18 protein-coding genes are annotated in these 25084 nt (G+C 45.6%); 12 read left to right on the top strand and 6 right to left on the bottom strand.

Annotated elements, in window-relative coordinates:
- Window positions 1-3: 3 nt before the first annotated feature.
- The gene (locus tag FEF09_RS16655) at window positions 4-2142 is read right to left on the bottom strand and encodes a M43 family zinc metalloprotease (protein WP_146306172.1); all 2139 of its coding nucleotides are present in this window, start codon (window positions 2140-2142) and stop codon (window positions 4-6) included.
- A gap of 270 nt (window positions 2143-2412) precedes the next feature.
- Here FEF09_RS16655 and FEF09_RS16650 point away from each other — a divergent pair, with 270 nt between their 5' ends.
- From FEF09_RS16650 to FEF09_RS16640, 3 genes are all read left to right on the top strand, one after another.
- Complete coding sequence (locus FEF09_RS16650) at window positions 2413-4452, top strand: hypothetical protein (RefSeq protein ID WP_146306171.1); 2040 nt, start codon at window positions 2413-2415, stop codon at window positions 4450-4452.
- A complete protein-coding gene (locus tag FEF09_RS16645) occupies window positions 4430-5086 on the top strand; it encodes a gliding motility-associated C-terminal domain-containing protein (RefSeq protein ID WP_146306170.1) in 657 nt (218 codons plus the stop codon). The genes FEF09_RS16650 and FEF09_RS16645 overlap by 23 nt, the downstream gene beginning before the upstream one ends.
- A 117-nt stretch (window positions 5087-5203) precedes the next feature.
- On the top strand, window positions 5204-7876 hold the full coding sequence (locus tag FEF09_RS16640; protein WP_146306169.1) for a gliding motility-associated C-terminal domain-containing protein: 2673 nt from the start codon (window positions 5204-5206) through the stop codon (window positions 7874-7876).
- Window positions 7877-8106: 230 nt separating this feature from the next.
- On the opposite strand, the gene trxA is transcribed toward FEF09_RS16640, so the two are convergent.
- Together trxA and dnaE are read right to left on the bottom strand one after the other, a co-directional pair.
- Entirely contained in the window at window positions 8107-8424 is a 318-nt protein-coding gene (trxA, locus tag FEF09_RS16635) for a thioredoxin (protein ID WP_146306168.1), read from the bottom strand.
- 170 nt (window positions 8425-8594) lie between these two features.
- Window positions 8595-12239, bottom strand: coding sequence for a DNA polymerase III subunit alpha (gene dnaE, locus FEF09_RS16630; RefSeq protein WP_146306167.1), 3645 nt, complete (start codon window positions 12237-12239; stop codon window positions 8595-8597).
- 235 nt (window positions 12240-12474) lie between these two features.
- Here dnaE and FEF09_RS16625 point away from each other — a divergent pair, with 235 nt between their 5' ends.
- From FEF09_RS16625 to FEF09_RS16610, 4 genes are read left to right on the top strand one after another with little or no spacing between them, the layout of a single operon-like run.
- Entirely contained in the window at window positions 12475-13122 is a 648-nt protein-coding gene (locus FEF09_RS16625) for a C40 family peptidase (RefSeq protein ID WP_146306166.1), read from the top strand.
- Between the two features lie 56 nt (window positions 13123-13178).
- Window positions 13179-14315: a glycosyltransferase family 4 protein gene (locus FEF09_RS16620; protein WP_146306165.1), complete on the top strand. Its 1137-nt coding sequence runs from the start codon at window positions 13179-13181 to the stop codon at window positions 14313-14315.
- Window positions 14316-14325: 10 nt separating this feature from the next.
- Window positions 14326-15441, top strand: coding sequence for a non-hydrolyzing UDP-N-acetylglucosamine 2-epimerase (wecB, locus tag FEF09_RS16615; RefSeq protein ID WP_146306164.1), 1116 nt, complete (start codon window positions 14326-14328; stop codon window positions 15439-15441).
- A gap of 1 nt (window position 15442) precedes the next feature.
- Window positions 15443-16378 carry a glycosyltransferase family 2 protein gene (locus FEF09_RS16610; protein ID WP_186774379.1) on the top strand — a complete coding sequence of 312 codons (936 nt, stop codon included), beginning with the start codon at window positions 15443-15445 and terminating at the stop codon, window positions 16376-16378.
- Between the two features lie 75 nt (window positions 16379-16453).
- Here FEF09_RS16610 and FEF09_RS16605 read toward each other — a convergent pair whose 3' ends face one another.
- Window positions 16454-17950: a lipopolysaccharide biosynthesis protein gene (locus FEF09_RS16605; RefSeq protein ID WP_146306162.1), complete on the bottom strand. Its 1497-nt coding sequence runs from the start codon at window positions 17948-17950 to the stop codon at window positions 16454-16456.
- A gap of 119 nt (window positions 17951-18069) precedes the next feature.
- Here FEF09_RS16605 and FEF09_RS16600 point away from each other — a divergent pair, with 119 nt between their 5' ends.
- The 4 genes from FEF09_RS16600 to FEF09_RS16585 all read left to right on the top strand — a co-directional run bounded on the left by FEF09_RS16600 (window position 18070) and on the right by FEF09_RS16585 (window position 21466).
- Window positions 18070-19074 carry a glycosyltransferase family 2 protein gene (locus FEF09_RS16600; RefSeq protein WP_146306161.1) on the top strand — a complete coding sequence of 335 codons (1005 nt, stop codon included), beginning with the start codon at window positions 18070-18072 and terminating at the stop codon, window positions 19072-19074.
- Between the two features lie 119 nt (window positions 19075-19193).
- A complete protein-coding gene (locus FEF09_RS16595; RefSeq protein ID WP_146306160.1) occupies window positions 19194-20012 on the top strand; it encodes an SDR family oxidoreductase in 819 nt (272 codons plus the stop codon).
- A gap of 87 nt (window positions 20013-20099) precedes the next feature.
- Window positions 20100-20993 carry a helix-turn-helix domain-containing protein gene (locus FEF09_RS16590; RefSeq protein ID WP_146306159.1) on the top strand — a complete coding sequence of 298 codons (894 nt, stop codon included), beginning with the start codon at window positions 20100-20102 and terminating at the stop codon, window positions 20991-20993.
- A gap of 152 nt (window positions 20994-21145) precedes the next feature.
- Window positions 21146-21466 carry a hypothetical protein gene (locus FEF09_RS16585; protein ID WP_146306158.1) on the top strand — a complete coding sequence of 107 codons (321 nt, stop codon included), beginning with the start codon at window positions 21146-21148 and terminating at the stop codon, window positions 21464-21466.
- A gap of 1079 nt (window positions 21467-22545) precedes the next feature.
- Here FEF09_RS16585 and FEF09_RS16580 read toward each other — a convergent pair.
- Window positions 22546-23472 carry a glycosyltransferase family 2 protein gene (locus FEF09_RS16580; RefSeq protein ID WP_146306157.1) on the bottom strand — a complete coding sequence of 309 codons (927 nt, stop codon included), beginning with the start codon at window positions 23470-23472 and terminating at the stop codon, window positions 22546-22548.
- Between the two features lie 356 nt (window positions 23473-23828).
- Between FEF09_RS16580 and FEF09_RS16575 the strand changes: the two genes are divergently transcribed.
- Window positions 23829-24626, top strand: a complete 798-nt coding sequence (locus FEF09_RS16575) for a queuosine precursor transporter (protein ID WP_146306156.1) — start codon at window positions 23829-23831, stop codon at window positions 24624-24626.
- On the opposite strand, the gene FEF09_RS16570 is transcribed toward FEF09_RS16575, so the two are convergent.
- The gene (locus FEF09_RS16570) at window positions 24627-25076 is read right to left on the bottom strand and encodes an NUDIX domain-containing protein (protein WP_146306155.1); all 450 of its coding nucleotides are present in this window, start codon (window positions 25074-25076) and stop codon (window positions 24627-24629) included. It abuts the gene before it with no gap.
- Between the last annotated feature and the right edge of the window lie 8 nt (window positions 25077-25084).

Raw genomic sequence — 25084 nt, 5'->3', positions numbered from 1 at the left:
CGCTTAATTCACTTTAGTTATCTTAATAGTCTTGACGTTATTCCTGTATATTAATTTTACAAAATAAATACCATTTGGCTCATTTACCAAATCAAAGATAAAACGGTTGCTATTGTTGATTGACGAGCCAGGCTGCTTTGCCACCAGCTGTCCTAAAGTATTGTAGATGCCAATCCACTCCAGATCGTTCGGTATTTCAAGGAAGGTGATATACAATTGATTGGACGTTGGAACAGGTCCTATCACCAGCCCTTTTTCCTTCAGATAAGGCAGGGTATTCTTCGTGACGATATTGATATTGTCCAGATAGATGTTGTTCTCTGCATTACTGATGTTCCTGAATACCACCCTGAATGGTCCCTTTTTAATGATCGGGGTCAGGTTGATAGAATCCCTGCGCCATTCTGAAGCCGTCGGTACGAATTCAGTAGTTACAGGTACCCTGCGGGTGAGTAGAGAGGAACCTCCCTTCTTATACAGACTGTCGAAAGTGTTTCCACAATCGGAAGTTGTCAGTATCTGCAGACTGTCCCAGGTTGTATTCGTGCCATTCAGACTTGAATAAGCCGCCGCTGCCACATCAAAGAACAGGAATACGGAATCTTTGCCTGTCGGATCAAATACCGGACTGAGCATGTCATCTACAGCTTCGTTGGTATTATATGCCAGATTATGAATAACGATTGATTTAGTGCCTGATTTGGCCGCGTCCGAACTCAATTCCCAGCTATAGCTGTTGTCATAGTTCTTGATTTCCCAACCAGCCGGCGGGAAAGTGTTGCCTTCAAAGCCTTCTAACAATGGGAAGGTAGCATCTGCATAATATTGGAATGGTGACCACGCGGTATCATTAGATGGCTCACCATCGATCGGATTATTATTTGGTGAACCTGTATACACTTTGAGCAGGTGCAGGCCTTCTCCCGGAACGCTGCTGGCCAGATCCACCGTGTCACTCTTCAGCGCTGCGAGGTTACCGGTCCAGTCGTAACTGAGTGTCGTGCCTTCGTCTACTACATAATAGATCTTCACTGACGTCAATGGGTTTTTACCCTGATTCTTCAACACCACGCGTGGCAGGATGTTGTTCTCACAGATCTGATTGTAAGGAGTGAGGATGTTCATGATAGAAGCATCATTCTCCTGAAGGTTTAATGGCAGACAAGCCTCCGAGAACATCAAAGAAGACCTGTCATTTTCCAGCGTCAGACGCATCCTGTCTACCTGATCAGAAGTAAACAACAGCATACACGCATCATCGGAATAGTCCATAAAGTTGTTGAACATGATACCCGGAGAGTCTACCGTACATCTGTCGGTCAGTGGGAAAGGCGGACAATTATAAGTATAGTTACCCTGTAAAGGCGTATCATCAATACCATCATCCGCAGCACAACCTGATTCATCCCCCCAGATATGACGAAGGGAGAAGAAGTGGCCTACTTCATGTACCGTAGTGCGGCCCACGTTATAAGGAGAGACAGCACTACCAGTGGTGCCGAAAGCGGTGTAGGTGATCACCACGCCCTGTTCATCTGCAGGATAACCCTGTGGGAAAGTGGCAATACCCAGATAGTTTTCAGCGAGGTTACATACCCATATATTCAGATAGTTATCGCTATTCCACACGTCAGCACCACCAGTAGCAGCATGTTTCACTGCTGCTGCGGAATTGGCCGAAGAGAAGGAAGTACGGGTGGTTGTCACCCGGTTAATACCATTTGTAGGATTGTCATCAGGGGTACGCTGTGCCAGACAGAACTGTATATTGGACTGACCGAGCAGGGGTTGCCATGCTGCCGGTATATTGCTGATATCGGGTGCTGCTGCTGCGTAGTCACGGTTAAGTGCATCGATCTGGGATTGTACTTGCTCGTCAGTTACCTGAGAAGGATTTCTCATAACGATGTGTACAACAACGGGAATAGTCACGGTCGGATAGATGGTTCGCATCTGTGCCCGGGACTGTTTTACAGAACGGGTCATCTCCTGCAGACGCGCTTCTTTTCGTTCACGTACTTTTTGTAAGGCCGGGTTGGAAGCAATGAGTTGCTGCATTGCTTCTTCGGTACCACATTTACGCTGTGCAAGCGCTGGTATGACATAGAGGACGGCGAGGATGAGAAGGGTAAAATTGCGCAAGGTTCTAGTTTGAGTAGTTAAAATACAGCTTGTCAGCCTATTTTTATTAAAAAGTTACGACGTTATCGTTATTTACATGTTATCAATCTTTCAAACACGAAGTTCGCCATTAAATTAGATTCTTTTATATGGATAGCTTTTAGTATCTTCCTTAGACCATTTTGTCAACTTTTCTATCAGTTAACGCAGTTTAAAGAAATTTCTTATTAACCGTTAGACCCAAACCCCTTTATCAGGTTTATTTTCTTTTACAGGTTTTCCCAACTTTCTATGCGACCAACTTTACAGCAGGTCTGTGTATTGTATACCCTATTATCCGGTTTACCTGCACTGGCACAACAAGCGAGTTTTGCAGTCCCTGATACCGTTTGTGTTAATGAACCCGTTAACCTCACGAATACTTCAGCAGGAGGTACTGCCTATTATTGGAATTTTTGCTCCGGAGAGGTCTATCAGCCTCCAACGGCCGACGACCTTGGCGATCTGGGAGGTAACCTTTACATACCCGTATTTATGGAAACAGTATGGGATGGACAGCAATACTATGGGTTTGTCGTCAATAACAGCCATACGCTCATCCGGCTTTATTTCGGAAATAGCCTCCTGAATACACCTGTGGCGGACAACCTCGGTAATCTCGGCGGACAACTACCTCCCACACCAGAAGGGTTACAGATCGTTAAGGATGCCAGTGGCTGGCATATTCTCGTTACGGGTGGCAACAGTACTTTCTGGAATGCTAATATCGCCAGAGTTGATTTTGGCAATAGTCTGGCAAATCCGCCTACCTGTACCAACTGGGGCAATATCGGTAACCTCGCATATCCCACAGATCTCTATGCTTTTCAGGAAGGGGGTAACTGGTATGCCTATACAGTGAACTCGGAAAATGGTACAATTACCCGGTTCAATTTTGGTACATCCTTTATGAACACGCCTACGGCGGTGAACCTTGGAAATATCGGCGGACTGGCTTATCCAACAGGTCTGCACGTTACAAATGCCGGTGGCAACTGGTATATGTTTGTTACCAACACCGACGCTCACACTATTTCAAGGCTGGACTTTGGTAATTCGCTGCTGAACACACCCACAGGTGTCAACCTCGGAAATGTCAGTAATCAGTTAAACAGGCCGAGGGACATCTCTATTCTGAGTGATTGTAATGGTGTCTTTGGACTGATCGCCAATGGTGATGGCGATGATCTTATCCGGTTAAATTTTGCCGGTGGGAATATTACCGGTGCAGTGACTGCCACTTCCTATGGAAATGTGGGCGGCAATTTACGCTATCCGCATTGTATTTCACCCTTTTTCAGGGTGCAGGATGGTCTGTATACCTTTGTCTTAAATGCCTTCAACAATACTCTGAAACGGGTCAGATTAGGTGCCTGCACCAACACCATTCCTTCTTCCGCGCTGAACACACCTCCTGCATATACGTATAGTCAACCGGGTACCTATACCATCGATATGATCATGAATGAAGGCACGCCGTTTCAGCGCGCCGCATGTCAGACAATCGTCGTGGTTCCTCCACCAACGGTTGATCTGGGAACAGGACCTGTCAATAGTTGTAACGGCGTACCTGTTGTATTGAACGCCGGTACCGGCTTCAGTACTTATCACTGGTCAGATAACAGTGGCGGCAGCACGTTGACCGCCGATACCAGTGGGACCTATAGTGTAACGGTGACCAGTGGTGGTACCTGCTCCGCCACTGACGATATCAAAGTGAATATCAGTCCCGTAATGGAAGCGATTGTTGCCGTAACGCCGATCGACTGTCACCACCCCGGTGGTAGTATAACAGTTACGCCCGGAGGTGGGATACTTCCATTCACCTATACCCTGAACGGAACAGATCAGGATCTGGCAAATACATTTCCGCAACTGGCTGCAGGCAATTATACAATAGACATCAAAGACTCCATTGGGTGTACGATTACCAAACAGGCTGGCGTCATTGTTGATCCGGCTGCCTTGCTGAATTTTGATGCCGCTTTTGAGTCGCCTACCTGTAACGGACTCTCAGATGGTGTTATTAATATTACCCTGCATAACGGACAGGCACCTGTGGAATTTGCTATCGGCAATGCGACTTATGAGGCTAATACCACTTTCCCGAATCTCAGCGCGGGAACTTACCAGATTTATGGCCGTGCGGGTACCTGTACGGATACCGTCGAACTGACCGTAACTTCACCTGCGGTGATTGAATTAGCCGTGACAGGAACAGATGAAACCTGTGGCGCGCAGAATGGGGCCTTAGTGATCAGCGGCACCGGTGGGACCTCACCATATATATGAAGTCAATGGTACACCCATTACATCAGCCGGTTTACCCAATCTGAGTGCCGGAAATTACCTGACCACGATTGTTGATGCCAATAGCTGCCGGGTTGATGGCACCGTCACTCTTAACAATATCGTGATCCCGCCGCTGAGGATCACGAATAACGATACGACTATTGTTTTGGGTGAGAAAATCAACTTATATGCCGTCAATGCCATTAATTACACGTGGATACCCGACGATGGATTGAGTTGTGCGAGCTGTCCCTTGCTGACGGTACAGCCTTCAGAAACGACGACTTATATAGTATTCACCTCCGGCCCGAATTGTGTGAAATCGGATACAGTGACGGTATTTGTAGACAAACGACATTCCCTGTTTGTCCCGACTGCCTTTTCTCCCAATAAAGATGGCCAGAATGATGTTTTCCGGGTAAAAGGACAGGGAATCGCCTCTTTTAATATGCATGTCTATAACCGCTGGGGGGAATTGATCTTCCGTTCAGATGATTACCGCAGGGGATGGGATGGTACTTATATAGAGAAGTTGCAGCCGGCAGGTAGCTACGTTTACAGGATCGAGTACACTTTCTTTGGGGAAACGGAAAAGGTATACCAGCAGAAGGGAGCTATTACGTTGGTAAGGTAGAAAACCTCCCCGCAATCCACCTATCAAATTAGTTATCATTATATTAGCTTCATTCGGTAATTTAGCGCCCGAAACCGGGACAATCAGCGGTGTGTATATCCCTTACCCAAGATATCTATGAGATTATTCATTCTGTCAACCTGTTTAGCCATATTATTTACAGGCTATCAGGCCCTGGCACAGCAAGCTAGTTTTACGGCTCCGGACACGGTATGTGTCAATGAGCCGATCACCCTCACCAATACATCTACAGGAGGTGCGTCATTCTATTGGAATTTCTGTGCGGGTAACCTCTATCAGACACCAACTGCTGTCAATTTTGGTAATATAAACGGGGCCTTTGCCACACCTGTATTTCTGGAAATGGCGCAGGAGGGAGGGAACTATTTTGCCTTTGTGACAAATAACGCCGAAAGCCTGGTACGACTTTCTTTTGGGAACAGTCTCTTAAATACACCGACTGCGGAGAACCTCGGCAATTTCGGAGGTCGGGTGCCTCGTCAGACAGAAGGACTGAGAATTGTGCAGGATGCAAACGGCTGGCATGTGCTGATCGTAGGTGGAGGAAACGCAACTACCCCCAGTATTGCTATTGTTGATTTCGGGTCGAGTTTGTCAAACACACCCACTTGCACCAATTGGGGGAATATCGGCAACCTCGCTTATCCTACCGATCTTTTTACATTTCAGGAGGGGGGCAACTGGTATGGATTTACCATGAACTCCGATAATAACAGTCTTACCCGCTTCAATTTCGGAACATCTTTCGCATCAGCACCTACAGGTGTCAACTTAGGGAATCTGGGTAATCTGAATTATCCGACAGGTATGTTTATCATCAATGTCAATGGTAACTGGTTTATGTTTGTGACGAATGCAGAAGGGCATACCGTTACGCGACTGGATTTTGGTAATTCTATGCTGAATACGCCTACAGCTGTAAATCTCGGTAACCCGGGCGGTATTCTGAATCATCCCCGTGATATCTATGTCTTTAATGATTGCGGTGGTGTATTCGCGCTTGTAGCAAATGGTGATGGAGATGATCTGGTACGGTTAGATTTTGATGGCGGTGTTATCACGGGTAATATTACGGCTTCTTCTTATGGCAATATCGGCGGTTTCCGCTATCCTCACTCGCTTTCAGCAGTTTTCAGGGTACAGGATGATCTGTATACTTTTGTTGCCAATGCATTGAACAATACATTATCCCGTGTACAGTTCAGCGCCTGTACCAGCAGTTCTGTTCCTTCTTCGACACAGGCTGCTCCGCCGTCTTTTACCTATTCACAACCCGGTACTTATACTGTCAATATGATCATGGATGAAGGCTTACCAACGCAACAATCCACTTGCCGGAATATAGTCGTGGTACCACCTGCTGCTGTGGATCTTGGTACAGATCAGATCACAACCTGTAATGGTATGCCTGTCATGTTGAACGCCGGTACCGGCAATACACATTATCTATGGTCAGATAATAGTACTGCTTCCTCGCTTGTTGTCCGTTCAAGTGGAACTTACAGTGTAGAAGTAAGTAACGGCGGTGCATGCACGGCGACTGATCAGGTAGAGGTAATGATCAGTCCTGCAATAGATGCGACCATAGATGTGACGGATATTGATTGTGCCAATCCGATGGGTGCAATTACAGTAACGCCTTCCGGCGGATTAACACCATTTTCCTATCGTCTGAATAATACAGATATGGGGACGCAGCATATTTATACAAATTTGGTCGCAGGGACCTATAATATCGAGATCACAGATGCAATTGGTTGTGCTGCTACCAGAAGAGCAGATGTAACGGTACAGCCAAATGCCTCCTTTTCTATAACCGCCACACCGGTTGCGCCAACCTGTAATGGCCTGACAGATGGTGAGATCAATATAACGGTTAACAGCGGACAACCACCTTTTGAATTTGCGTTGGACGATCAGGCTTATCAGAATCTTACCACTTTCAGCAATATTGGTGTTGGTAGTTACAAAGTGTATGGTCGTGCCGGTGCCTGTCTGGATAGTGCGATTGTGTCAGTCATAGCACCTCCGGTGATAGACCTTGCAGTAACACCAAGAGATGAAACCTGTAGCAGGGGAGATGGTGGACTGGAAATTAACGGGAGTGGAGGTACTACACCTTATATATATGAGCTGAACGGTGTTGCTATTACGACCGCTGATGTCGAAAATATGCAGGCGGGTGATTATAATGTAAAGATCATTGATGCAAATGGTTGCGAGGCAAGCGCTGATGTTACATTGAACAATCTGGATGTTGCTCCTGTGACAATTACGAATAGTGACACGGCTATTTCCATTGGCGATAAAGTAGAATTGCATGCGATCAATGCTATAGATTATAGCTGGACGCCGATATCGGGTATGAGTTGTGCCGATTGTGCCACGACAGTAGTACAACCACTACAAACGACTACTTATGTTGTCACCACGCCTTCCGGTCAGAACTGCATCACTATCGATTCGGTAACCATCTACGTCGATACAAGACATTCACTTTTTATACCGACAGCTTTCACGCCTAATAAAGATGGGGTAAATGATGTATTCAGAGTGAAGGCAAGAGCAGTGGCATTCTTTAGTATGGCGATTTACAATCGTTGGGGAGAAGTGATATTCAGATCAGCTGACGTCAATAAGGGATGGGATGGGACTTATCAGGAAATATTACAGGCATATGGCGCCTATGTGTACATGATTGAATATGCTTTTTATGACGACATCAAGAAAGTGTATCTGCAGAAGGGAACGGTAACACTGATAAGATAAATAATCAGCGATAATATAAAAAGCCGGTCGATGTATATCATCGACCGGCTTTTTTTCACATTACTGAGATGTTTGGTGCTTGCAATAGCTGTCAATGATACACACGCGTGCGTATATAACTAATTCGCTTATTATCTGCAACAAACCCGGCTCTTATTTGATGACCGGTATAAATGATAAAGCCGGTCCACCTGAGGCGGACCGGCTTATTTATGCATTGCATGCAGCTACTAGAGGTTGCTCTGAATTTTCTTTTCCAGAATAGCCCTTGGAGCAGCACCTACTTGTTTGTCTACTACCTGACCACCTTTGATGAAAAGGATAGCAGGGATGCTTGTGATACCGTAGTTGATAGACAACTGAGGATTCTGGTCTACGTTTACTTTACCCACGTTTACCTTACCCGCATAGTCTTTAGACAATTCTTCGATAACCGGACCGATAGCGCGACAAGGACCACACCATTCTGCCCAGAAATCTATCACACTCAATTTATCGGAGTCCAACACTTCTGTCTGGAAGTTTGAATCTGTGAATTCTAATGCCATGATATTAAAATTTATGAATTATAGTAAATCAAAGTTCTGTAATAAATTTATAAATGCAAATATATTCATTCAATTTTCGAACCGGATGCAAATTACTGCTTTTTTGACAGCCGGTATTTGTTTGTTAAAAGGCGCCGTTTGACCATGCAAATTAGAGCATTTTAAGACCCTTACTTATTGATTGTATCTATATAGGTATCGATGTCTGGTTGCTTCGAAAGGAAGTGTGCCAATTCATCGTTCATCTCAATATGCTTATTGAATGTATGCAATTTTACCTGCATGGAGTCATCACGATCAATGAGTTGTAAAAACAGCTCACTGGTACCCGGATATTTGTTGATGTTGTCAACAAGGAAGTCTACCAGTTCACGCGTGATAAACTTAGGCATGGTTACCAGTGTTACCTTCTTTGTATGTGTCTTCTTCACTTCCTGTAACAACTGGATACCGTTCACCTTGAACTCATATTCTGCATCATTAAAACGCTTTGCCTTAAAACCTCCGTTGATATAAAGACAGAGCCCTGTTTTCAGGTAAGGTGCAAAGCGGATGAAGTCCTCACTCCACAAAGCGAACTCAAACTTACCGGAATAGTCCTCTATCGTCATTATGCCAAACTGGCGGTTATTTCTGGAAATACGCTCCTGTGCACCCGTCACATAGACAGCAAGTCTGAAATTACGTTCCCGGCCGGCTTTTGCATTACCGGGTGCCTGCAGGTCTGCCTGATATTCAACCAGCTCCTGTACCGTATTCATGTTGTAATAGCGTGCTTCGAAACGGTAGTCATCCAGCGGGTGACCGGAAATATAGATACCCGTCACCTCACGCTCGTTATTAAGCTTCAGGATCAGTGGCCATGGGTCACAAGGTGGAATCTTTGGTGGTTCTACTTCCGGCATATCTTCTGCACCGAACAGGCTGCTCATGGTAGTGGCAGCTCCTGCTGATACCTGCTGACCAAACTTCACGATCTTATCAAGACCGGTGGTATTGTCATTATCAGGCTTATGGAAGTATTGTGCACGATGTAATTCAGGGAAACAATCAAAGGCGCCCGACATAGATAATGCTTCCAGTGATTTTTTGTTCACTGCACGCTGGTTCACACGTTTGATCATCTCGAAGATGTTCTTATAATTACCACCCTTCTGCCTTTCTTCCAGAATATTTTCTACCGCTGCTTCACCCACACCTTTCAGACCGGCCAGACCGAAACGGATCTGACCTTGTTTATTCACAGCAAAACCTTTGAAAGATTCGTTCACATCAGGCGGCAATACGTCGATACCCATGCGTTTCGCTTCTTCCATGAAGAAGGTGATCTTTTCAATGTTACTGGCGTTGTTCAGTACAGCCGCCATATATTCAGCCGGATAGTGAGCCTTCAGGTAGGCAGTCTGATAAGCCACGAAGGCGTAACAGGTTGAGTGGGATTTGTTGAACGCATAGGATGCGAATGCTTCCCAGTCCGTCCATACTTTATCACAGACTTTCAGGTCATGCCCGTTAGCGGCGCAACCCTCCATGAATTGTTTCTTCATTTTGTCCAGTACAGCCTTCTGCTTCTTACCCATTGCTTTACGGAGTACGTCCGCATCACCTTTGGAGAAGTTAGCCAGTTTCTGGCTCAGCAACATTACCTGCTCCTGATATACTGTAATACCATAGGTATCATTCAGGTATTCCTCCATTTCCGCGAGGTCATACACCGTTTCTTCCAATCCGTGTTTACGACGGATGAACAACGGAATATACTCCAGTGGTCCCGGACGATACAAGGCGTTCATCGCAATAAGGTCGTCGAATCGGTCAGGTTTCAGTTCGCGGAGGTATTTCTGCATACCCGCAGACTCGAACTGGAACGTGGCGTTCGTTTCCCCTTTCTGATAAAGCTCATATGTTTTGGCATCATCGAGTGGAATATCGTCGATGCTGATATCTATACCGTGGTTAGTTTTGATCAGTTCAAGTGCGCCCTTGATAATGGTGAGGGTCTTCAGACCCAAAAAGTCCATTTTGATTACACCAGCGCTCTCGATGATACTACCTTCAAACTGTGTCACCAACAGGTCAGAGTCCTTGGCGGTAGATACAGGGATCAGGTCGTAGAGATCTTTTGGGGCAATGATGATACCTGCCGCATGGATACCGGTGTTACGTACGGAGCCTTCCAATACGCAGGCCTCTCTTAATACTTCACCCTGCAGGTCCTGACCTTTGATCAGTTCACGCAGACGTTTCACATTTTCCAGATCTTCAGGGCCCAGACCTTCTTTCTCGGCAAGGCTCTTCTCACCCTCATCGATAGGAGCGTTGAAGATACGGTCCAGCTGGATACCCGGTTTGTCAGGTACCATTTTGGCCAGCATATTCGATTCGACCAGTGGGAGGTCCATTACACGGGCCACGTCCTTGATACTCATCTTGGCGGCCATGGTACCGTAGGTAATGATCTGTGCTACCTGATTTTTACCATATTTGTTTACTACGTAGTCAATTACCTTCTGACGGCCTTCATCGTCGAAGTCCGTATCAATATCGGGCATGCTCTTACGCTCCGGATTCAGGAAACGCTCAAACAGCAGATTATACTTGATCGGGTCAATATTAGTGATACCAATACAGTACGCTACTGCAGAACCAGCCGCAGAACCACGACCCGGACCGATAAATACCCCCAGATCACGTCCTGCCTTGATAAAGTCAGATACGATCAGGAAGTATCCCGCAAATCCCATGTTTTCAATTACATTGAGCTCGAAGTTGATACGCTCCTCGACCTCAGCTGTCACTTCTGCATATTTCTTATGTGCCCCCTCCATCGTGATATGGCGCAGGTATTGATCCTGTGTCAGGAAAGGCGCCGGAATCGGGAAGTTAGGCAACAGGATATCCCGCTTCAGATCCAGCAGTTCCACCTTGTCCACAATCTCATTGGTATTGTCAATGGCCTGTGGCAGATCATGGAAGAGTTCCGTCATTTCTTCCGTTGTCTTGAAATAGAACTGATCGTTATAGAAAGCAAAACGTTTGTTCTTCATCGACACGTCATCATCCGAGAAATCCTTCATGGTGGGAGTGCTCTTTTTCTCGCCGGTGTTGATACAAAGCAGAATGTCATGTGCGTTCGCATCTGCCTGATCTACATAGTGAGAGTCATTGGACGCGATGATCTTTACGTTGTGTTTATTCGCAAATTTGATCAGGGACTCGTTTACTTTCTCCTGTTCAGGGATACCATGTCTTTGTAACTCCACATAGTAGTCTTCTCCAAAGATGTCCAGCCACCATTTGAATTCCTCTTCGCCGGCCTCTTCTCCTTTTTTGAGAATAGCCCTTGGTACAGAGGCGCCAAGACAACAGGTCGTGGCTATCAGGCCTTTATGATACTGAAGGATGAGCTCCTTGTCAATACGCGGGTATTTACCGTACAGGCCCTCAATATAACCAAGAGAGCACAGTTTGATCAGGTTACGGTAACCTTCATCGTTTTTCGCCAGTAATACCTGGTGATTACGGATATCTTTCTCTTCACGGGTAAAAGCGCGTTTGAAGCGGTTTTCTACTACATAGAATTCGCAACCAACAATAGGTTTTACCTTCAGCCTTTTATCCTTCGGATCTTCGGGATTCAGTCTGTTGTTATAAGCTTCTGCCACAAACTGGAAAGCGCCGAACATATTACCATGGTCCGTGATGGCCAGTGCCGGCTGATTGCTGGCCATGGCTTTCTTGTACAATGACTTGATGTCTGCCGCACCATCCAGCAGAGAATATTGTGTATGAACGTGTAAGTGGGAAAAGATCATTCTACAAAAATCCGACTCTTCGCCCAATTTTAGCACATGTAAGGGTTAAATTTATCCACAAGGGCTGTGTTTAAGACATATATCAGACAAAAGCGGAAAGCAGGACTAACGGTGGACTATACGGGAATTTTCAGATAAGTCCCTGCTCATGCGGCTTCCGTCAATAAAAGTGAAAACACTTTAAAAACAATTATTATTAGTAACTTAGCTAAAAATTATTTAATCTGAGAGGCTTATGAAAGTAAGAAAGGAGGTCCTTTGGGTAATTGTTGTCATGTGCGCTTTGGGGGCAGTATCCTGTAATTCTACTAAGAAATCTGCCACTAAGAAAAGCAGCAGCAGCGATTCAAGGTTTATTGAAGGGATGGTTATCTCAAGAGCTGCGCTGTCAAGTAATGTCGCCAATACCGGATCTATGAAGATTAAGAATTTTACGCCCGCCAGCTCCAACGTGGAAAATGCTGCACTCTGGCAGTTTAAATATGCGCAATTACTCGATGTACGTGTAGAAACCGTCCTGAATACTGACCTCTTCCGCTTTATCGAAGATTGGTGGGGTACTCCTTATGTATATGGCGGTAAAAACAAGAATGGTGTAGATTGCTCCGGTTTTGCCAACAGTCTGTTGAATACGGTATTTAAAGTCTCTTCAGGTGGCAGTTCCGCTCAGTTATACGATAAATCCAAAAAGGTAAACAATACACAGATGCGTGAAGGTGATCTCGTGTTCTTTAAGACGAATGGTACTTCCGTATCGCATGTAGGTGTCTATCTGGTGAATGATAAATTTGTACATGCCTCCACCAGTTCCGGGGTGATGATCAGCGACCTCAATGAAAGTTACTGGAAAAAGTATTACGTAGGCAGCGGTAGGGTAGAATAAATAACTATATCTTCGCCCGGAATTATTTTTGCGATTGAAAAATCCGGTGATTATCCATGAAGATAGGTATTGTATCCATTATTAAAGAGCCATGGGGCGGGAGTGAGGAACTCTGGGCCGATATGGCAGCAGAAGCATTGAAGGAAGGGCATGAGGTGTTTGTTTCCGCACTGAAATGCGGACCTCCGCATCCTAAAACCGTCAATCTGCTGAAAAATGGAGCAAAACTTTTCTATCGCCGTGGTTTTGTCAAACCGGGAATCCCATTCCTGCAACGCATCTTCCGCAAAGGCCTGATCATTCTCGCCAATAAATTACAAAATCCTTTTCATCGTCTCTTTAAAGAACGACCTGACGTAATCTTTTACGTAGGCACTTCCTATTCTATCGGAGACGATGTGCTCCTGCTGAAAGCATTGGACAAAACGCCCGCAGCACTTTATATCAACTGTAACCTGAACCACGATGTACGTGGTTTTGGCGGCGTGCGCTATGACCTGATCGATGCCGCTTATCAGCGTGCAAAGAAAGTAATGTTCGTATCAGAAGGTAATCTCGAAATAGCCCGCAGACACCTCTGCTCCGGCATTGACAATGCCATGATAGTCAGAAATCCGGTAAACCTTTCCAATATCGGTATACTGCCTTTCCCACAGGAAGAAACCGTACATTTTGCCATGGTAGGCCTGCTGGTGACCGATCATAAAGGACAGGATCTCGTGCTGGGCGCCCTGCATCAGGAACAATGGCGCTCCCGTAAATGGCACCTGAATATCTATGGCGCCGGTCTGGATGAGGCTTATCTAAGACGATTGACGGCCTTCTATGGTCTGAATGACCGCGTTACTTTCCATGGTAAGGTGAACGATATCAATGCAGTGTGGAAAAAAAATAGTCTTTTATTGATGCCATCCAGACAGGAAGGCATGCCGCTTGCTGTAGTGGAGGCCATGGTGTGTGGACGCCCTTCTGTATTGACAGATGTTGGCGGACACCGGGAATGGGTAACAGAAGGACAGCAGGGCTTTATCAGTCCCGGCGCTACCGTCCGCTCCATGGCAGATGCGATGGAACGGGCATGGGAGAAACGCGCAGACTGGGAGAAGATGGGTATTGCTGCCAACACTGCCGCCATGGAACGGTATAATCCCACACCCGGTAAAACGATATTGAACCTATTATTAAACGCATAAAGAGCGACGCTTGAAGAAGATATTTTTCCTCTTTGGTACCAGACCTGAAGCCATTAAAATGATACCGCTGATCAAAGCATGTGAACAGCAACCCGATAAATGGCAGCCATACATATGTGTGACCGGTCAGCATAGACAAATGCTGGCACAGGTGCTGGACTTTTTTGGTGTCACTCCACATGAGGACCTGGCCCTGATGAAACCCGGACAAACACTTTTTGATATCACTGCGGATGGTCTCAAAAGACTGGATGAAGTGCTGGAAAGAGAAAAACCGGACGTACTCGTGGTACAAGGCGATACAACCTCCGCTTTTACCGGCGCATTGGCTGCCTACTATAAAAAAATCAAAATTGCACATATCGAAGCCGGATTACGCAGCGGTAATAAATATTCTCCCTTCCCGGAAGAAATGAACCGTAAAATGACCGGCAATCTGGCTGATTTTCATTTTGCACCTACCGTTAATTCGCAGCAAAACCTGCATGCAGAAAATATCCATGATCATGTGTACGTGACCGGTAACACCGTCATCGACGCCCTGCTCATGACCGCCGATATCATCAAAGACGCAGCTGCCTACAAAGAATATTTCAGCTTCCTCGATCCTGCCAAAAGAACAATTTTGGTAACTGGTCACCGTCGCGAGAGCTTCGGACAACCATTCGAAGAGATCTGTATGGCTATCCGCGATATCGCTACCCGTTACGAAGGAAAAGTGCAGATCGTTTACCCCGTACACCTGAACCCACAAGTACAGGAACCTGTACAGCGTTTGCTGACCGGCGTTCCGGGTGTCCACCTGATAGAACCACTGGACTATCCTTATCTCGTATGGCTCATGAAACAGAGTTATCTCGTCCTGACCGATTCTGGTGGTATACAGGAAGAAGCACCTGCACTGGGTAAACCAGTACTCGTGATGCGTGATGTAACAGAAAGGACAGAAGGTATTGATGCGGGTACTGCACGATTAGTAGGCACCAGTCGTAAAGCAATTGTTGAAAATTGCTTTGCACTGATGGATGATGAGCAACTGTACCAGCAGATGGCACAGGCCGTAAACCCTTATGGAGACGGTACCAGCTCAACACAGATCATTGATATTTTACACAAAGTACTATAATATGAACGGACCACTGGTCACGATTGTTTTACCTACTTACAACGGGTCACGTTACCTGAGACAGTCTCTGGATAGCTGTCTCATACAGACTTATACCAACTTTGAACTGCTCATTGTTAATGACTGTTCAACCGACAATGCCGCTGAAATTGCCGCTGAATATGTAGCGAAAGATGCGCGTGTACGACTGATTAACAATACTGTCAATAAACGCCTGCCTGCTTCACTGAACACAGGTTTTGATGAAGCAAAAGGTACTTACTTCACCTGGACTTCAGATGATAACTACTACGCGCCCGATGCACTGGAACGCATGGTAAAAATATTAGCAGAGAAACCGGAAATTGATCTGGTGTACTGCGACTACATCCAGATCGATGATGATAATAAAGAAGTTGGTATCATGAAATTCAATGATATCAACCAGAGCATCATCACGTGGGAAGGTTGCGGGGCCTGCTTCTTATATAAAAAGGAGGTACACCTGCGAAATAAAGGCTACAACGTCTCCGCCTTTATGATTGAAGATTATGATTTCTTCCTGCGTGCATATATGCATAGCAAGTTCTATTATCTGCCGGAACATAATGTTTACTATTACCGTGTGCATGCAGCTTCGCTGACTGGTACAATGTCTACAGCAGTACAGGACCTGCAGAAAATCGTCGTAGAAAAGCAATTACCTGCACTTGTGCAGCATATCAGTAAGCGGGATGAAATGTTGTACTATAGAAAGTTTGCAGTGTTTTATGCGGTCTTCAAGGAGAACCAGCCGAAGATGAAATTCTATCTGCAGCAATTGTATAAGATGTCGCCTAAACAGGCATTCATCGCATTAGCCTATATCACTTTCAGGAAAGTAAAAGGGGCGATTGTTATTCCTTTCTCTTTTGCATTTTCATTACTGAAGATCGCGTTCTCCGGTAACAAAGCGTAAGACGTTATTATCATATTATCTGGCACCCACCTCGTGTAGCAACATACAAGCTGCAACAGGTGGGTGTCAATGTTTTTACTCGGGTTTACCGATGCCTAATCGCTTTTTTACTGTACGGAATACACCTGTTGCATCTTCAGAGATTTCTAACAGGAGCGTAGCTGCAATAAATCCAATGATGAAGATGATACTGCGGATAAAGATATTTACCAGCGGTGTAGAGAAATTGATAACGGTGGTCGTGAGTAGTATCAGTGCAACCGGCAGCAGAATACCATAGACCGTTTTTATCGTGAATGGCTGTAATTTGTAGTAATGCCAGAGATAAACATACCGGATGCCATTGAACACAATGACCAACAGCAGATTTGCGATGCCTGCTCCAAGAATATTAAATCGTTGGATCATCAGATAGCTGACAGGAACCGCGCATGCCAGTAATAAAATATTACAGTAGAACTCGAATTTCCATTTGCGTGAGGAGATGAGGATCTGTCCGCTGGCGCCTGTACCCAGTTCCACGATCTTGGCCAATGCCAGTAAAAGCAGAGCAGGCTTACCGGTTTTATAGATATCCGGAAGTTGCAGGAAAGTCATCGCATCATCAAAATTGATCCATACTAATCCAAAAAGAAAAGAAGACATCAGCAGTAGGGTAATGGATGTCTTCGAATAGACGTCTGTCAGTTTCTGCATGTTCTTTTCTTTCCATGCTCTCGCAATTACCGGAAATGCAATACTCACCACACTACGTTGCGGCACCCCGATAGAGGTAACCATATAATTGACCAGAGAGAATACGGCCGCAAATCCCAGACCGTGCATACTGGAGATGGCGAGTCCGTCGAAACTATCTTTGAACACCAATACAACATTCCCCACCACCATGAAAACCACATAGGGTAGCATTTTCGACCACAGTCGTCTGGTGAGCGTACTGATTTTGAAAGTAATATTCAACTCGCCTATAGAGATCAGATAGATCAGCAGTCCGAAGAATGATACACCATATAACAGACTGAATCCGATGAAGAACGTTTTTAACTCAATCCATCCTGCGATATAGAAGATCATCAATATCAGATTCGCCACACGGAATGCCACTTCTTTGAAAAAGTTAGAAACAACTGTTTTGAAGAGGTTCCATGCCTGTACTTCCAGTACCGTAAAGTAGGTCATAAAGAATGTAACAGGTATCGCCAGATAATAATAGTCCACCAGCAGGGGAGATTTGCCGGAGAACTTTTTACTGATAAGCGGCTTTAAAAAATACATACCTGCGACCAGCAAAAGGAATCCTGCGGTAGTAACGACCAGACCCAGTGTCAACAGGTCGGAACTTTTGCGGTCCATGCGTTCCTTATAATAAGGGTAGAATTTTGTGAACAGGGTGGGTACACCAAATGTGGCAATCGCAGAAAAAAGTACGCCCATTTCCAGCAGTACCCGGGTTAAACCATTATAATCCGGCAGGAGATATCTTGCAGATAAGAATACGTTTATAGCACCGAAAATAAAACCAACATATGTCCATACGATAGAAACTATACTCTTTTTCCGCAGTTCGCTCATATTGCTTTAAAAATAACAGTTGTTGTAAAGCTAAAGGTATTTATTAATTTGCGATTTCAGATGGTACTTTACCATTTTTTCATCATCTGCCCCGGCAGACTTATTGCATAAAATCAGGCATGGATTTATCGATCATCATTGTAAATTATAAGAGCAGCCGCCTCATTCTGGATTGTATCAGCACCATTGTGGCGGAAACAACAAACATCAGTTACGAGGTGATCGTGGTGGACAACGCATCCGGGGATGACAGTGAACAACAGCTCAAAACGGCTTATCCTTTTATTCAGTTCCTGCAGATGGGATATAATGCGGGCTTTTCCCGCGCCAATAATGCCGGTCTCCGTGTTGCCAAAGGAGAACAGCTACTGCTCCTGAATCCTGATACACTCATACTTGATAAGGCACTGGACCGCTGTGTACAACGTTTTTCTCAGAGTAACCTGATCGCCTGTGGTGTACAGCAGCTCAATGCCGACCGTACCCTGCAAATATCGGGCAACTATTTTATGAAGGGCGGTCTGAACCATCTTTTGCCTTTACCCTATTGGGGAAAAGTGATCCGCTGGGTGGGCTATCAACTCAAAACAAAAGTTCCCAATGTACAGGAAGCCAGTACAGAACACCATGTAGACTGGATAAGCGGCGCTTATCTCATGGTAAAACGCAGTTCCATTGAGAAAGCAGGCTATATGGATGAGGACTTCTTCCTCTATGCAGAAGAAGTTGAGTGGTGCAGCCGGTTGCGCAGACAGGGAGAATTAGCCATCTACGGCGATATCAATATCATTCATTTACAGGGAGAAACAACCGGGGATGCCTTTGATTCTGATGAAAAAGGCTACTACGGACTCTACGATCGTAAAGGATTGCAACTCATGTTGTCTAATCATGTGAGAGTACGGAAACAGTTTGGTGTACTGTGGTATTTTATCCTGTTGCTCAATTATAGCTTCGCAGTACCTGTATTCTTTATTGGCAGCATCTTCGAAAATATCTTTAAGGGCCGTAACCCCTTCCGGTATATGCCACAGGTATGGGGACTGACCAAAAATGTCTTCCGTCTATGGTGTCTGACGCCAACGATCCTGCGGAATAAACCACATTTTTACAAGGTGCTCTAAACTCCGGCAGCCCATTCTTTGAATTATACAAGCAATTATTTGTTGCTCCCAAATCCGCGGAGCGCAGCCATGGTACTTTTGAATCGTCAAAACAATGACAGTATTCAAAAGTTAAAGCCATGAAAAAAACAGTTTTTATTACCGGTGCTTCACAAGGATTAGGGAAGACCGCTGCTAAGAGATTTGCCGCTGCCGGCTGGAATGTGATTGCGACAATGCGCTCTCCGGAAAAGGAAAATGAACTGACGCTGCTGGATAATGTGCTGGTTCTCAAAGTAGATGTACAGGACAAAGCAAGTATAGAAGCCGGTATCGCCACTACTATCGCAAAATATGGTAAGATAGATACCTTTATCAATAACGCGGGTTATGGCCTCTTCGGCCCATTTGAGCTGTCCACCGAAGAGCAGATCCGTACGCAGTTTGATGTGAATGTCTTCGGACTGATGGCAGCCACAAAAGCCATTCTCCCACACTTCCGGGCCAATAAAGCTGGTACCATTATCAATATCTCCTCTATGGGCGGAAGGGTCTCTTTTCCCATTATCAGCCTGTATAACGCTACCAAGTTTGCTGTAGAAGGATTTACAGAATCCCTGCGCTATGAGCTGGCAGACTTCAATATCCACGTAAAACTGATAGAACCGGGTGTCACTGCCACTAACTTTGATAATGCGGCTAATTTCACTTCCAGCAACGACATCACCGACTACAATGCATATGTCAATGCTTTCCTCGGACACTGGATGGCCCTCAATGCCAATCCTGCTACGAGTGAAGATGTAGTGGATGTGATCTACACCGCCGCCACTGACGGAAAAGACCAGTTACGCTACATCGCTACACCTGATGCGGAGCTGCTGATCAATGCACGTAATACCAAAACCGAGGAGGAATATCTGCAGGTCATGAAGGACAGACACGTGCCACAGCACTAGACTAAAACCGGCAGCATACCGGGACCGCCTGATACCGCCGGCCCCGGTATGGCATGCCGGATACATGGAAATCAATACCTTTATAGCATGGAAAAGATGGAATCACTGGAAGGGTTTTACGAGGATAAGTTCAATCGTGCTCCCGACGGATTGAAGCATGACAACATGCACTTCAATCTATTCAGTTTTGACGACTGTGCGGGAACCGCCACCATCAAGTATCGCCGGCGTGATTTCTACAAAGTGACCTTCTCATGGGGCCGGAATATCCTGCACTACGGAGATACCAGTCTGGAAGTAAATGGTCCGGCACTTGCCTTTTTCAGTCCCGATGTGCCATATACGATAGATCTGCCTGATGGTATGATGATGGGAGACTATTTCATCTTTACGGAAGCTTATTTCAATGCACAATACCGTAACAGCATCCGCGAACTGCCGGTATTTGCACCCGGCGCCCGCCCGGTATTCCTGCTGAATAAAACACAGGAGAAAACTGCCAGAGGCATTTTTAAGAAGATGAAACAGGAACTGGCAACAGACTATGAGTTTAAGCACGATCTTATCCGGAACTACATCGTTGAACTGATCCATTTCGCCCTGAAGCTGAAACCCGTTGATACGGTTTTCCAGCAGATGGATGCCAATACCCGTATCACAGCGGTATTCAATGAACTACTGGACCGGCAGTTTCCGATTGAGTCTCTGGCACAACGTTTTGAACTGCGCTCAGCGCGTGACTTTGCCGATCGGCTGGCAGTCCATGTCAATCACCTGAACTATGCATTAAAACATACCACCGGTAAAACGACAACAGAACACATCCTGAACCGGCTGGCCAGTGAGGCCATGGTATTACTCAGGCATACCGACTGGAGCATCTCTGAGATCAGCTACACGCTTGGATTTGAAGATGCGGCACATTTCACGCACTTCTTTAAAAAACATACGAATCAGACGCCGACCGCTTTCAGAAGTTAACTGCACATTTATTACGCAATACATTTTAATAGTCATCTGAGCCTGCCCGCTATCATACAGATGACCGGGTAGCCACATACTGCGAAATAACATTCAATACTCGCCTGATCCCGATAAGGGACGCTGGCAACTGCCAATAAAACTAATACCATATGCTCCGGATTTGTTTGGTAAATCAGTACTATATACTGTTGTATGTGCCTGTGCGTGGTGGTGCGGAATGCGTCTTTACATTCCGGAATGATTTTTTACCAGCAAAGATGTTCCGTTATAGTGAGCTCTTCCCATCCGCCATCAGTGAACAGCGTTCCTTTATCCTCAATGCGCGTGAGGATGCTACTGCCGGTGATATTTTTAAAAAGCTGGATGAAGAGGGGCATTCTGATTATCCATATGCGAAAGAATTGCAACGTACATATCTTATTGAGTTAATGCATCTGTTGCTTAAAAATAAAGCGCTGTATAGGGGGTGAAAATGTAATGAGAATAATAGGTGGGGGGATACGCTGCGGCTTCAGATGGTAAAGCGGACTGACGCCCGTTAAGTACATGATTGGGCTTTGGGTGATGGGCTAAAGGTTGGTGCTTTTATGAGCGTTAGCTTTATGCAGGGGACGGGCTAAGGTCCGCTTTGCTATCTGAAAGCCTTCGCTTATTCCGGCGTTTTTACTACTTCGGCACATCTAAGAAAAATAAAGCGCTGTATGGAGGGAAGTGTAATGGAAATAATAGGCAGGGGGGATATGCTGCGGCTTCAGACGGCGTCGCGGACTGACGCCCGTTAAGTACATGATTGGGCTTGGGTGATGGGCTGTGGGTTGTCGCATTGGTGAGCGTTAGCTTTATGCAGGGGACGGGCTAAGGTCCGCTTTGCTATCTGAAAGCCTTCGCTTATTCCCGTGTTTTTACTACTTCGGCACATCTAAGAATAACAAAGCTCTGTATGGGGGGGAAGTGTAATGGAAATAATAGGCAGGGGGATACGCTGCGGCTTCAGATGGCGTCGCGGACTGACGCCCGTTAAGTACATGATTTGGCTTTGGGTGATGGGCTGTGGGTTGTCGCATTGGTGAGCGTTAGCTTTATGCAGGGGACGGGCTAAGGTCCGCTTTGCCATCTGAAAGCCTTCGCTTTGTTCCCGTGTTTCGTAGTTATACTGAACTCCATGCGAATAAGTGCATTCCCCAAGGCCCTCACTATCTTAAGTGGTTGCCGTCAAGACAGGCAATGGCAGATGGAGCTGGCTGGCCTTAGTTCTTTGACGTCTGCTGAGCCCTTGCACCCAGGGGTTTAATCTACCCCCACCGCCAAAATCTCCATCCCACCGCCCCATAGCACGCAACTTCAAAGAACTACAGCCTGCCAGCCCATACTGCCTTTGCCGGCTGCTGTCCAACTCACTTAAATAGCACCCTGTTACTAACGATAACGAAGCCATAGCCAATAAAAAAAGTCTGGATGGTATCAAAACCATCCAGACCCTCAGATATTTGTTTCCTAAGGAACGCCGTGAAGCCAGCATTACTAACTCTTAGTTCTTAACTCCTGATTTCTAATTGTCTCTATGTACCGGCTCCCAATATCCTTTCAGCACATCAATCCGGAACTGTATCACCGGCCATGTTTTAGCCGGCTTTCCCTGTAATAAGTAGTAGCCACCTATTACAAAGGAAGCGCCCAGTTTAAACAGGTATTCGAGGCTTTTCTTATGCACCGCAGCGCTGCCTTTGGTTGTCATCCGTACCTTCTCACCACGGCCGATGCCGGAAGCCACACGGTACATGTATTCGGACGTCAGTTTCTTTACTTCCACCACGTGATGTACGATCACCGCAGGATCATAGTAAATGATACCACCTCTTTCAATCAGTTTATAGAAGAATTCTTTGCCTTCACCACCTACGCGGAGTGTGCCTTTTACGCCGGGCAGACTGGTATTAAAACCACCTACTGCGAAGAAGTCATCACGACGTACAATCATATTGGATTCCAGAGGATAACGGCCGTTTTCAAAGGGTTTTGCCTCCGGACTATAATCAAAGTTCCCTACAAGAGAGGACACATAATGGGACATCCATTTTGGCTCTGAAGGGATGTAGCGTGGGATGATACGTCCACCGAGACCGGTCGCATCCGGATGCTGGTCAAAGAAAGTAATGATGTTCTGCAGATATCCCGGCATGGCGACTGCATCGTCGTCCATACAACAGATCAGTTGACCACTTGATTTTTCAGCACCGGTATTACGTGCATAAGAAGCGCCCTGCCGTGTTTCCAGATAATAAGCGATCTGCATGTCAGGATGTGACCGGATATATTCCGCGACTTTGGCAGCGGTATTATCCTTGCTGTTATTATCCACCACAATCACTTCATAGCGTTGTTTATCAATATCCTGTTTATACAGACTATCAATGGCCTCGATGATATAGGCTTCTCTGTTATATGAACAAATGACAACTGATACCGCTATTTCCATGAGTTATACAATCCTTTTGTTTAAAATTCTGACCAGGGAAAGCAAAATAACTGTAATTTATCCGAAAATTCAATAATGGGGCGCTTTCGATTCTTTTTAAAGCTGGCATTTATCTGTAACATTTGCTTTCTGGCGGCGGAAGCATCTTATTATATTGACTTCAAAGGCCAGGCGCCGGAGTTATTGAAATTCATCCTGCCAATGGGTATCATGTTTGCGTTCCCGTTGAATCTGCTGGTATTATTGTTCTCTTCTATAGCCCTGTGGCGCCGCAAGATAGCGTGGGCAGAACTTCCTCCATATGTTTTTATAATGAATATCATAATTTTACTGGTGCAATTTTATTTCCTCTTCAGATGATAAACAACATTCTAAAAGACAGACCAACTAAACTTTTCATCTTCTTCTGTTCCTTTTTCGTGGCCAATGCTTTGATCGCGGAGTGTATCGGAGGTAAGATCTTTTCGCTGGAGAAGCTGTTCGGGATTCCCGTTCATACCTTCACGCTGTTTGGTCAGGACAACCTCTCTTTCAATCTTACCTGTGGCGTAATACTCTGGCCACTGGAATTTGTGATGACAGATATTGTCAATGAATACTACGGTCCGAAGGCCGTAAGACGTATTTCCTACATTGCGGTATCGCTGATCGCATATGCATTCGTGATGTTCTATGTAGCCATGGGCGTACCGCCGGCTGATTTCTGGATCGGTTCTGGTGTTAACGATGGTATTCCTGATATGACGAAAGCCTTCAATGGCATCTTCGGTCAGGGTATGTGGATCATTCTGGGTAGTATTGCGGCGTTTCTGGTCAGCCAGATCGTAGATGTAACTGTATTCCACCGTATTAAAAGGGCGACAGGGGATAAACACATGTGGTTAAGAGCCACGGGTTCTACGCTGATATCGCAGCTGGTAGACAGCTTTATAGTACTGTTTATCGCATTTAAGCTGGGTAAGGACTGGAGCTGGCAGCTGGTATTAGCCGTATGCGTGGTAAACTATATTTACAAGTTTACAGTGGCCATCCTGCTGACGCCGGTGATCTATTATGCAGAAAAATTAATTGAGCGCTATCTGGGGCATAAGACAGCCGCAAGTATGAAGGCTGTTGCAATGGGTAAAGAAGAACCTGTGCTGGTAAATGAATAATCAGTAACGGACTTTCACCAGATCGGCTACTACTTTATCAATGGGAAGGGTGACTGCTTCGGCGGAGAACTCTTCCCAATTGATCCATCTGGCGCCTTCTACTTCTAATGCGCCTTCTGGTACTTCAAATCCGAAAGGTTTTTCCAGCAGGGGAAAATTGAATGGAGCCAATGGTTTCACCAGATAATAGATAGAGATGATCTGCGAACCGTCGCCAAAAGCGGAGATCTGAAAGAAATCAGTTGTATAGATATGCTCAACTACCTCCACTTCCAGTCCCAGTTCTTCCTGAAACTCTCTTACTACGCACTGTAAAGTACCTTCCCCGAATTCCAGTCCGCCGCCGGGAAACTTCGTAAAGTATCCTCCTTTGATGAATTCATCAGTCACGAGCACCTGTTTCTGCTCGTTGAACATTACACCATATACGCGTACATTGAAACCTTGCATCGGGAAAA

This window comes from Chitinophaga pinensis, from assembly GCF_007896845.1.
In the GTDB taxonomy this organism is placed as follows: Bacteria; Bacteroidota; Bacteroidia; order Chitinophagales; family Chitinophagaceae; genus Chitinophaga; species Chitinophaga pinensis_C.
This window is presented reverse-complemented; position numbering and strand designations above follow the sequence as displayed.

What these genes read in the sequence shown, in the direction of transcription:
- FEF09_RS16650 (WP_146306171.1), top strand. Translation starts at nt 2,413, where the DNA reads ATGCGACCAACTTTACAGCAGGTCTGTGTATTGTATACCCTATTATCC.
- FEF09_RS16640 (WP_146306169.1), top strand. Translation starts at nt 5,204, where the DNA reads ATGAGATTATTCATTCTGTCAACCTGTTTAGCCATATTATTTACAGGC.
- trxA (WP_146306168.1), bottom strand. Translation starts at nt 8,424, where the DNA reads ATGGCATTAGAATTCACAGATTCAAACTTCCAGACAGAAGTGTTGGAC.
- dnaE (WP_146306167.1), bottom strand. Translation starts at nt 12,239, where the DNA reads ATGATCTTTTCCCACTTACACGTTCATACACAATATTCTCTGCTGGAT.
- FEF09_RS16625 (WP_146306166.1), top strand. Translation starts at nt 12,475, where the DNA reads ATGAAAGTAAGAAAGGAGGTCCTTTGGGTAATTGTTGTCATGTGCGCT.
- FEF09_RS16620 (WP_146306165.1), top strand. Translation starts at nt 13,179, where the DNA reads ATGAAGATAGGTATTGTATCCATTATTAAAGAGCCATGGGGCGGGAGT.
- FEF09_RS16610 (WP_186774379.1), top strand. Translation starts at nt 15,443, where the DNA reads ATGAACGGACCACTGGTCACGATTGTTTTACCTACTTACAACGGGTCA.
- FEF09_RS16605 (WP_146306162.1), bottom strand. Translation starts at nt 17,950, where the DNA reads ATGAGCGAACTGCGGAAAAAGAGTATAGTTTCTATCGTATGGACATAT.
- FEF09_RS16600 (WP_146306161.1), top strand. Translation starts at nt 18,070, where the DNA reads ATGGATTTATCGATCATCATTGTAAATTATAAGAGCAGCCGCCTCATT.
- FEF09_RS16595 (WP_146306160.1), top strand. Translation starts at nt 19,194, where the DNA reads ATGAAAAAAACAGTTTTTATTACCGGTGCTTCACAAGGATTAGGGAAG.
- FEF09_RS16590 (WP_146306159.1), top strand. Translation starts at nt 20,100, where the DNA reads ATGGAAAAGATGGAATCACTGGAAGGGTTTTACGAGGATAAGTTCAAT.
- FEF09_RS16585 (WP_146306158.1), top strand. Translation starts at nt 21,146, where the DNA reads ATGCTCCGGATTTGTTTGGTAAATCAGTACTATATACTGTTGTATGTG.
- FEF09_RS16580 (WP_146306157.1), bottom strand. Translation starts at nt 23,472, where the DNA reads ATGGAAATAGCGGTATCAGTTGTCATTTGTTCATATAACAGAGAAGCC.
- FEF09_RS16575 (WP_146306156.1), top strand. Translation starts at nt 23,829, where the DNA reads ATGATAAACAACATTCTAAAAGACAGACCAACTAAACTTTTCATCTTC.
- FEF09_RS16570 (WP_146306155.1), bottom strand. Translation starts at nt 25,076, where the DNA reads ATGCAAGGTTTCAATGTACGCGTATATGGTGTAATGTTCAACGAGCAG.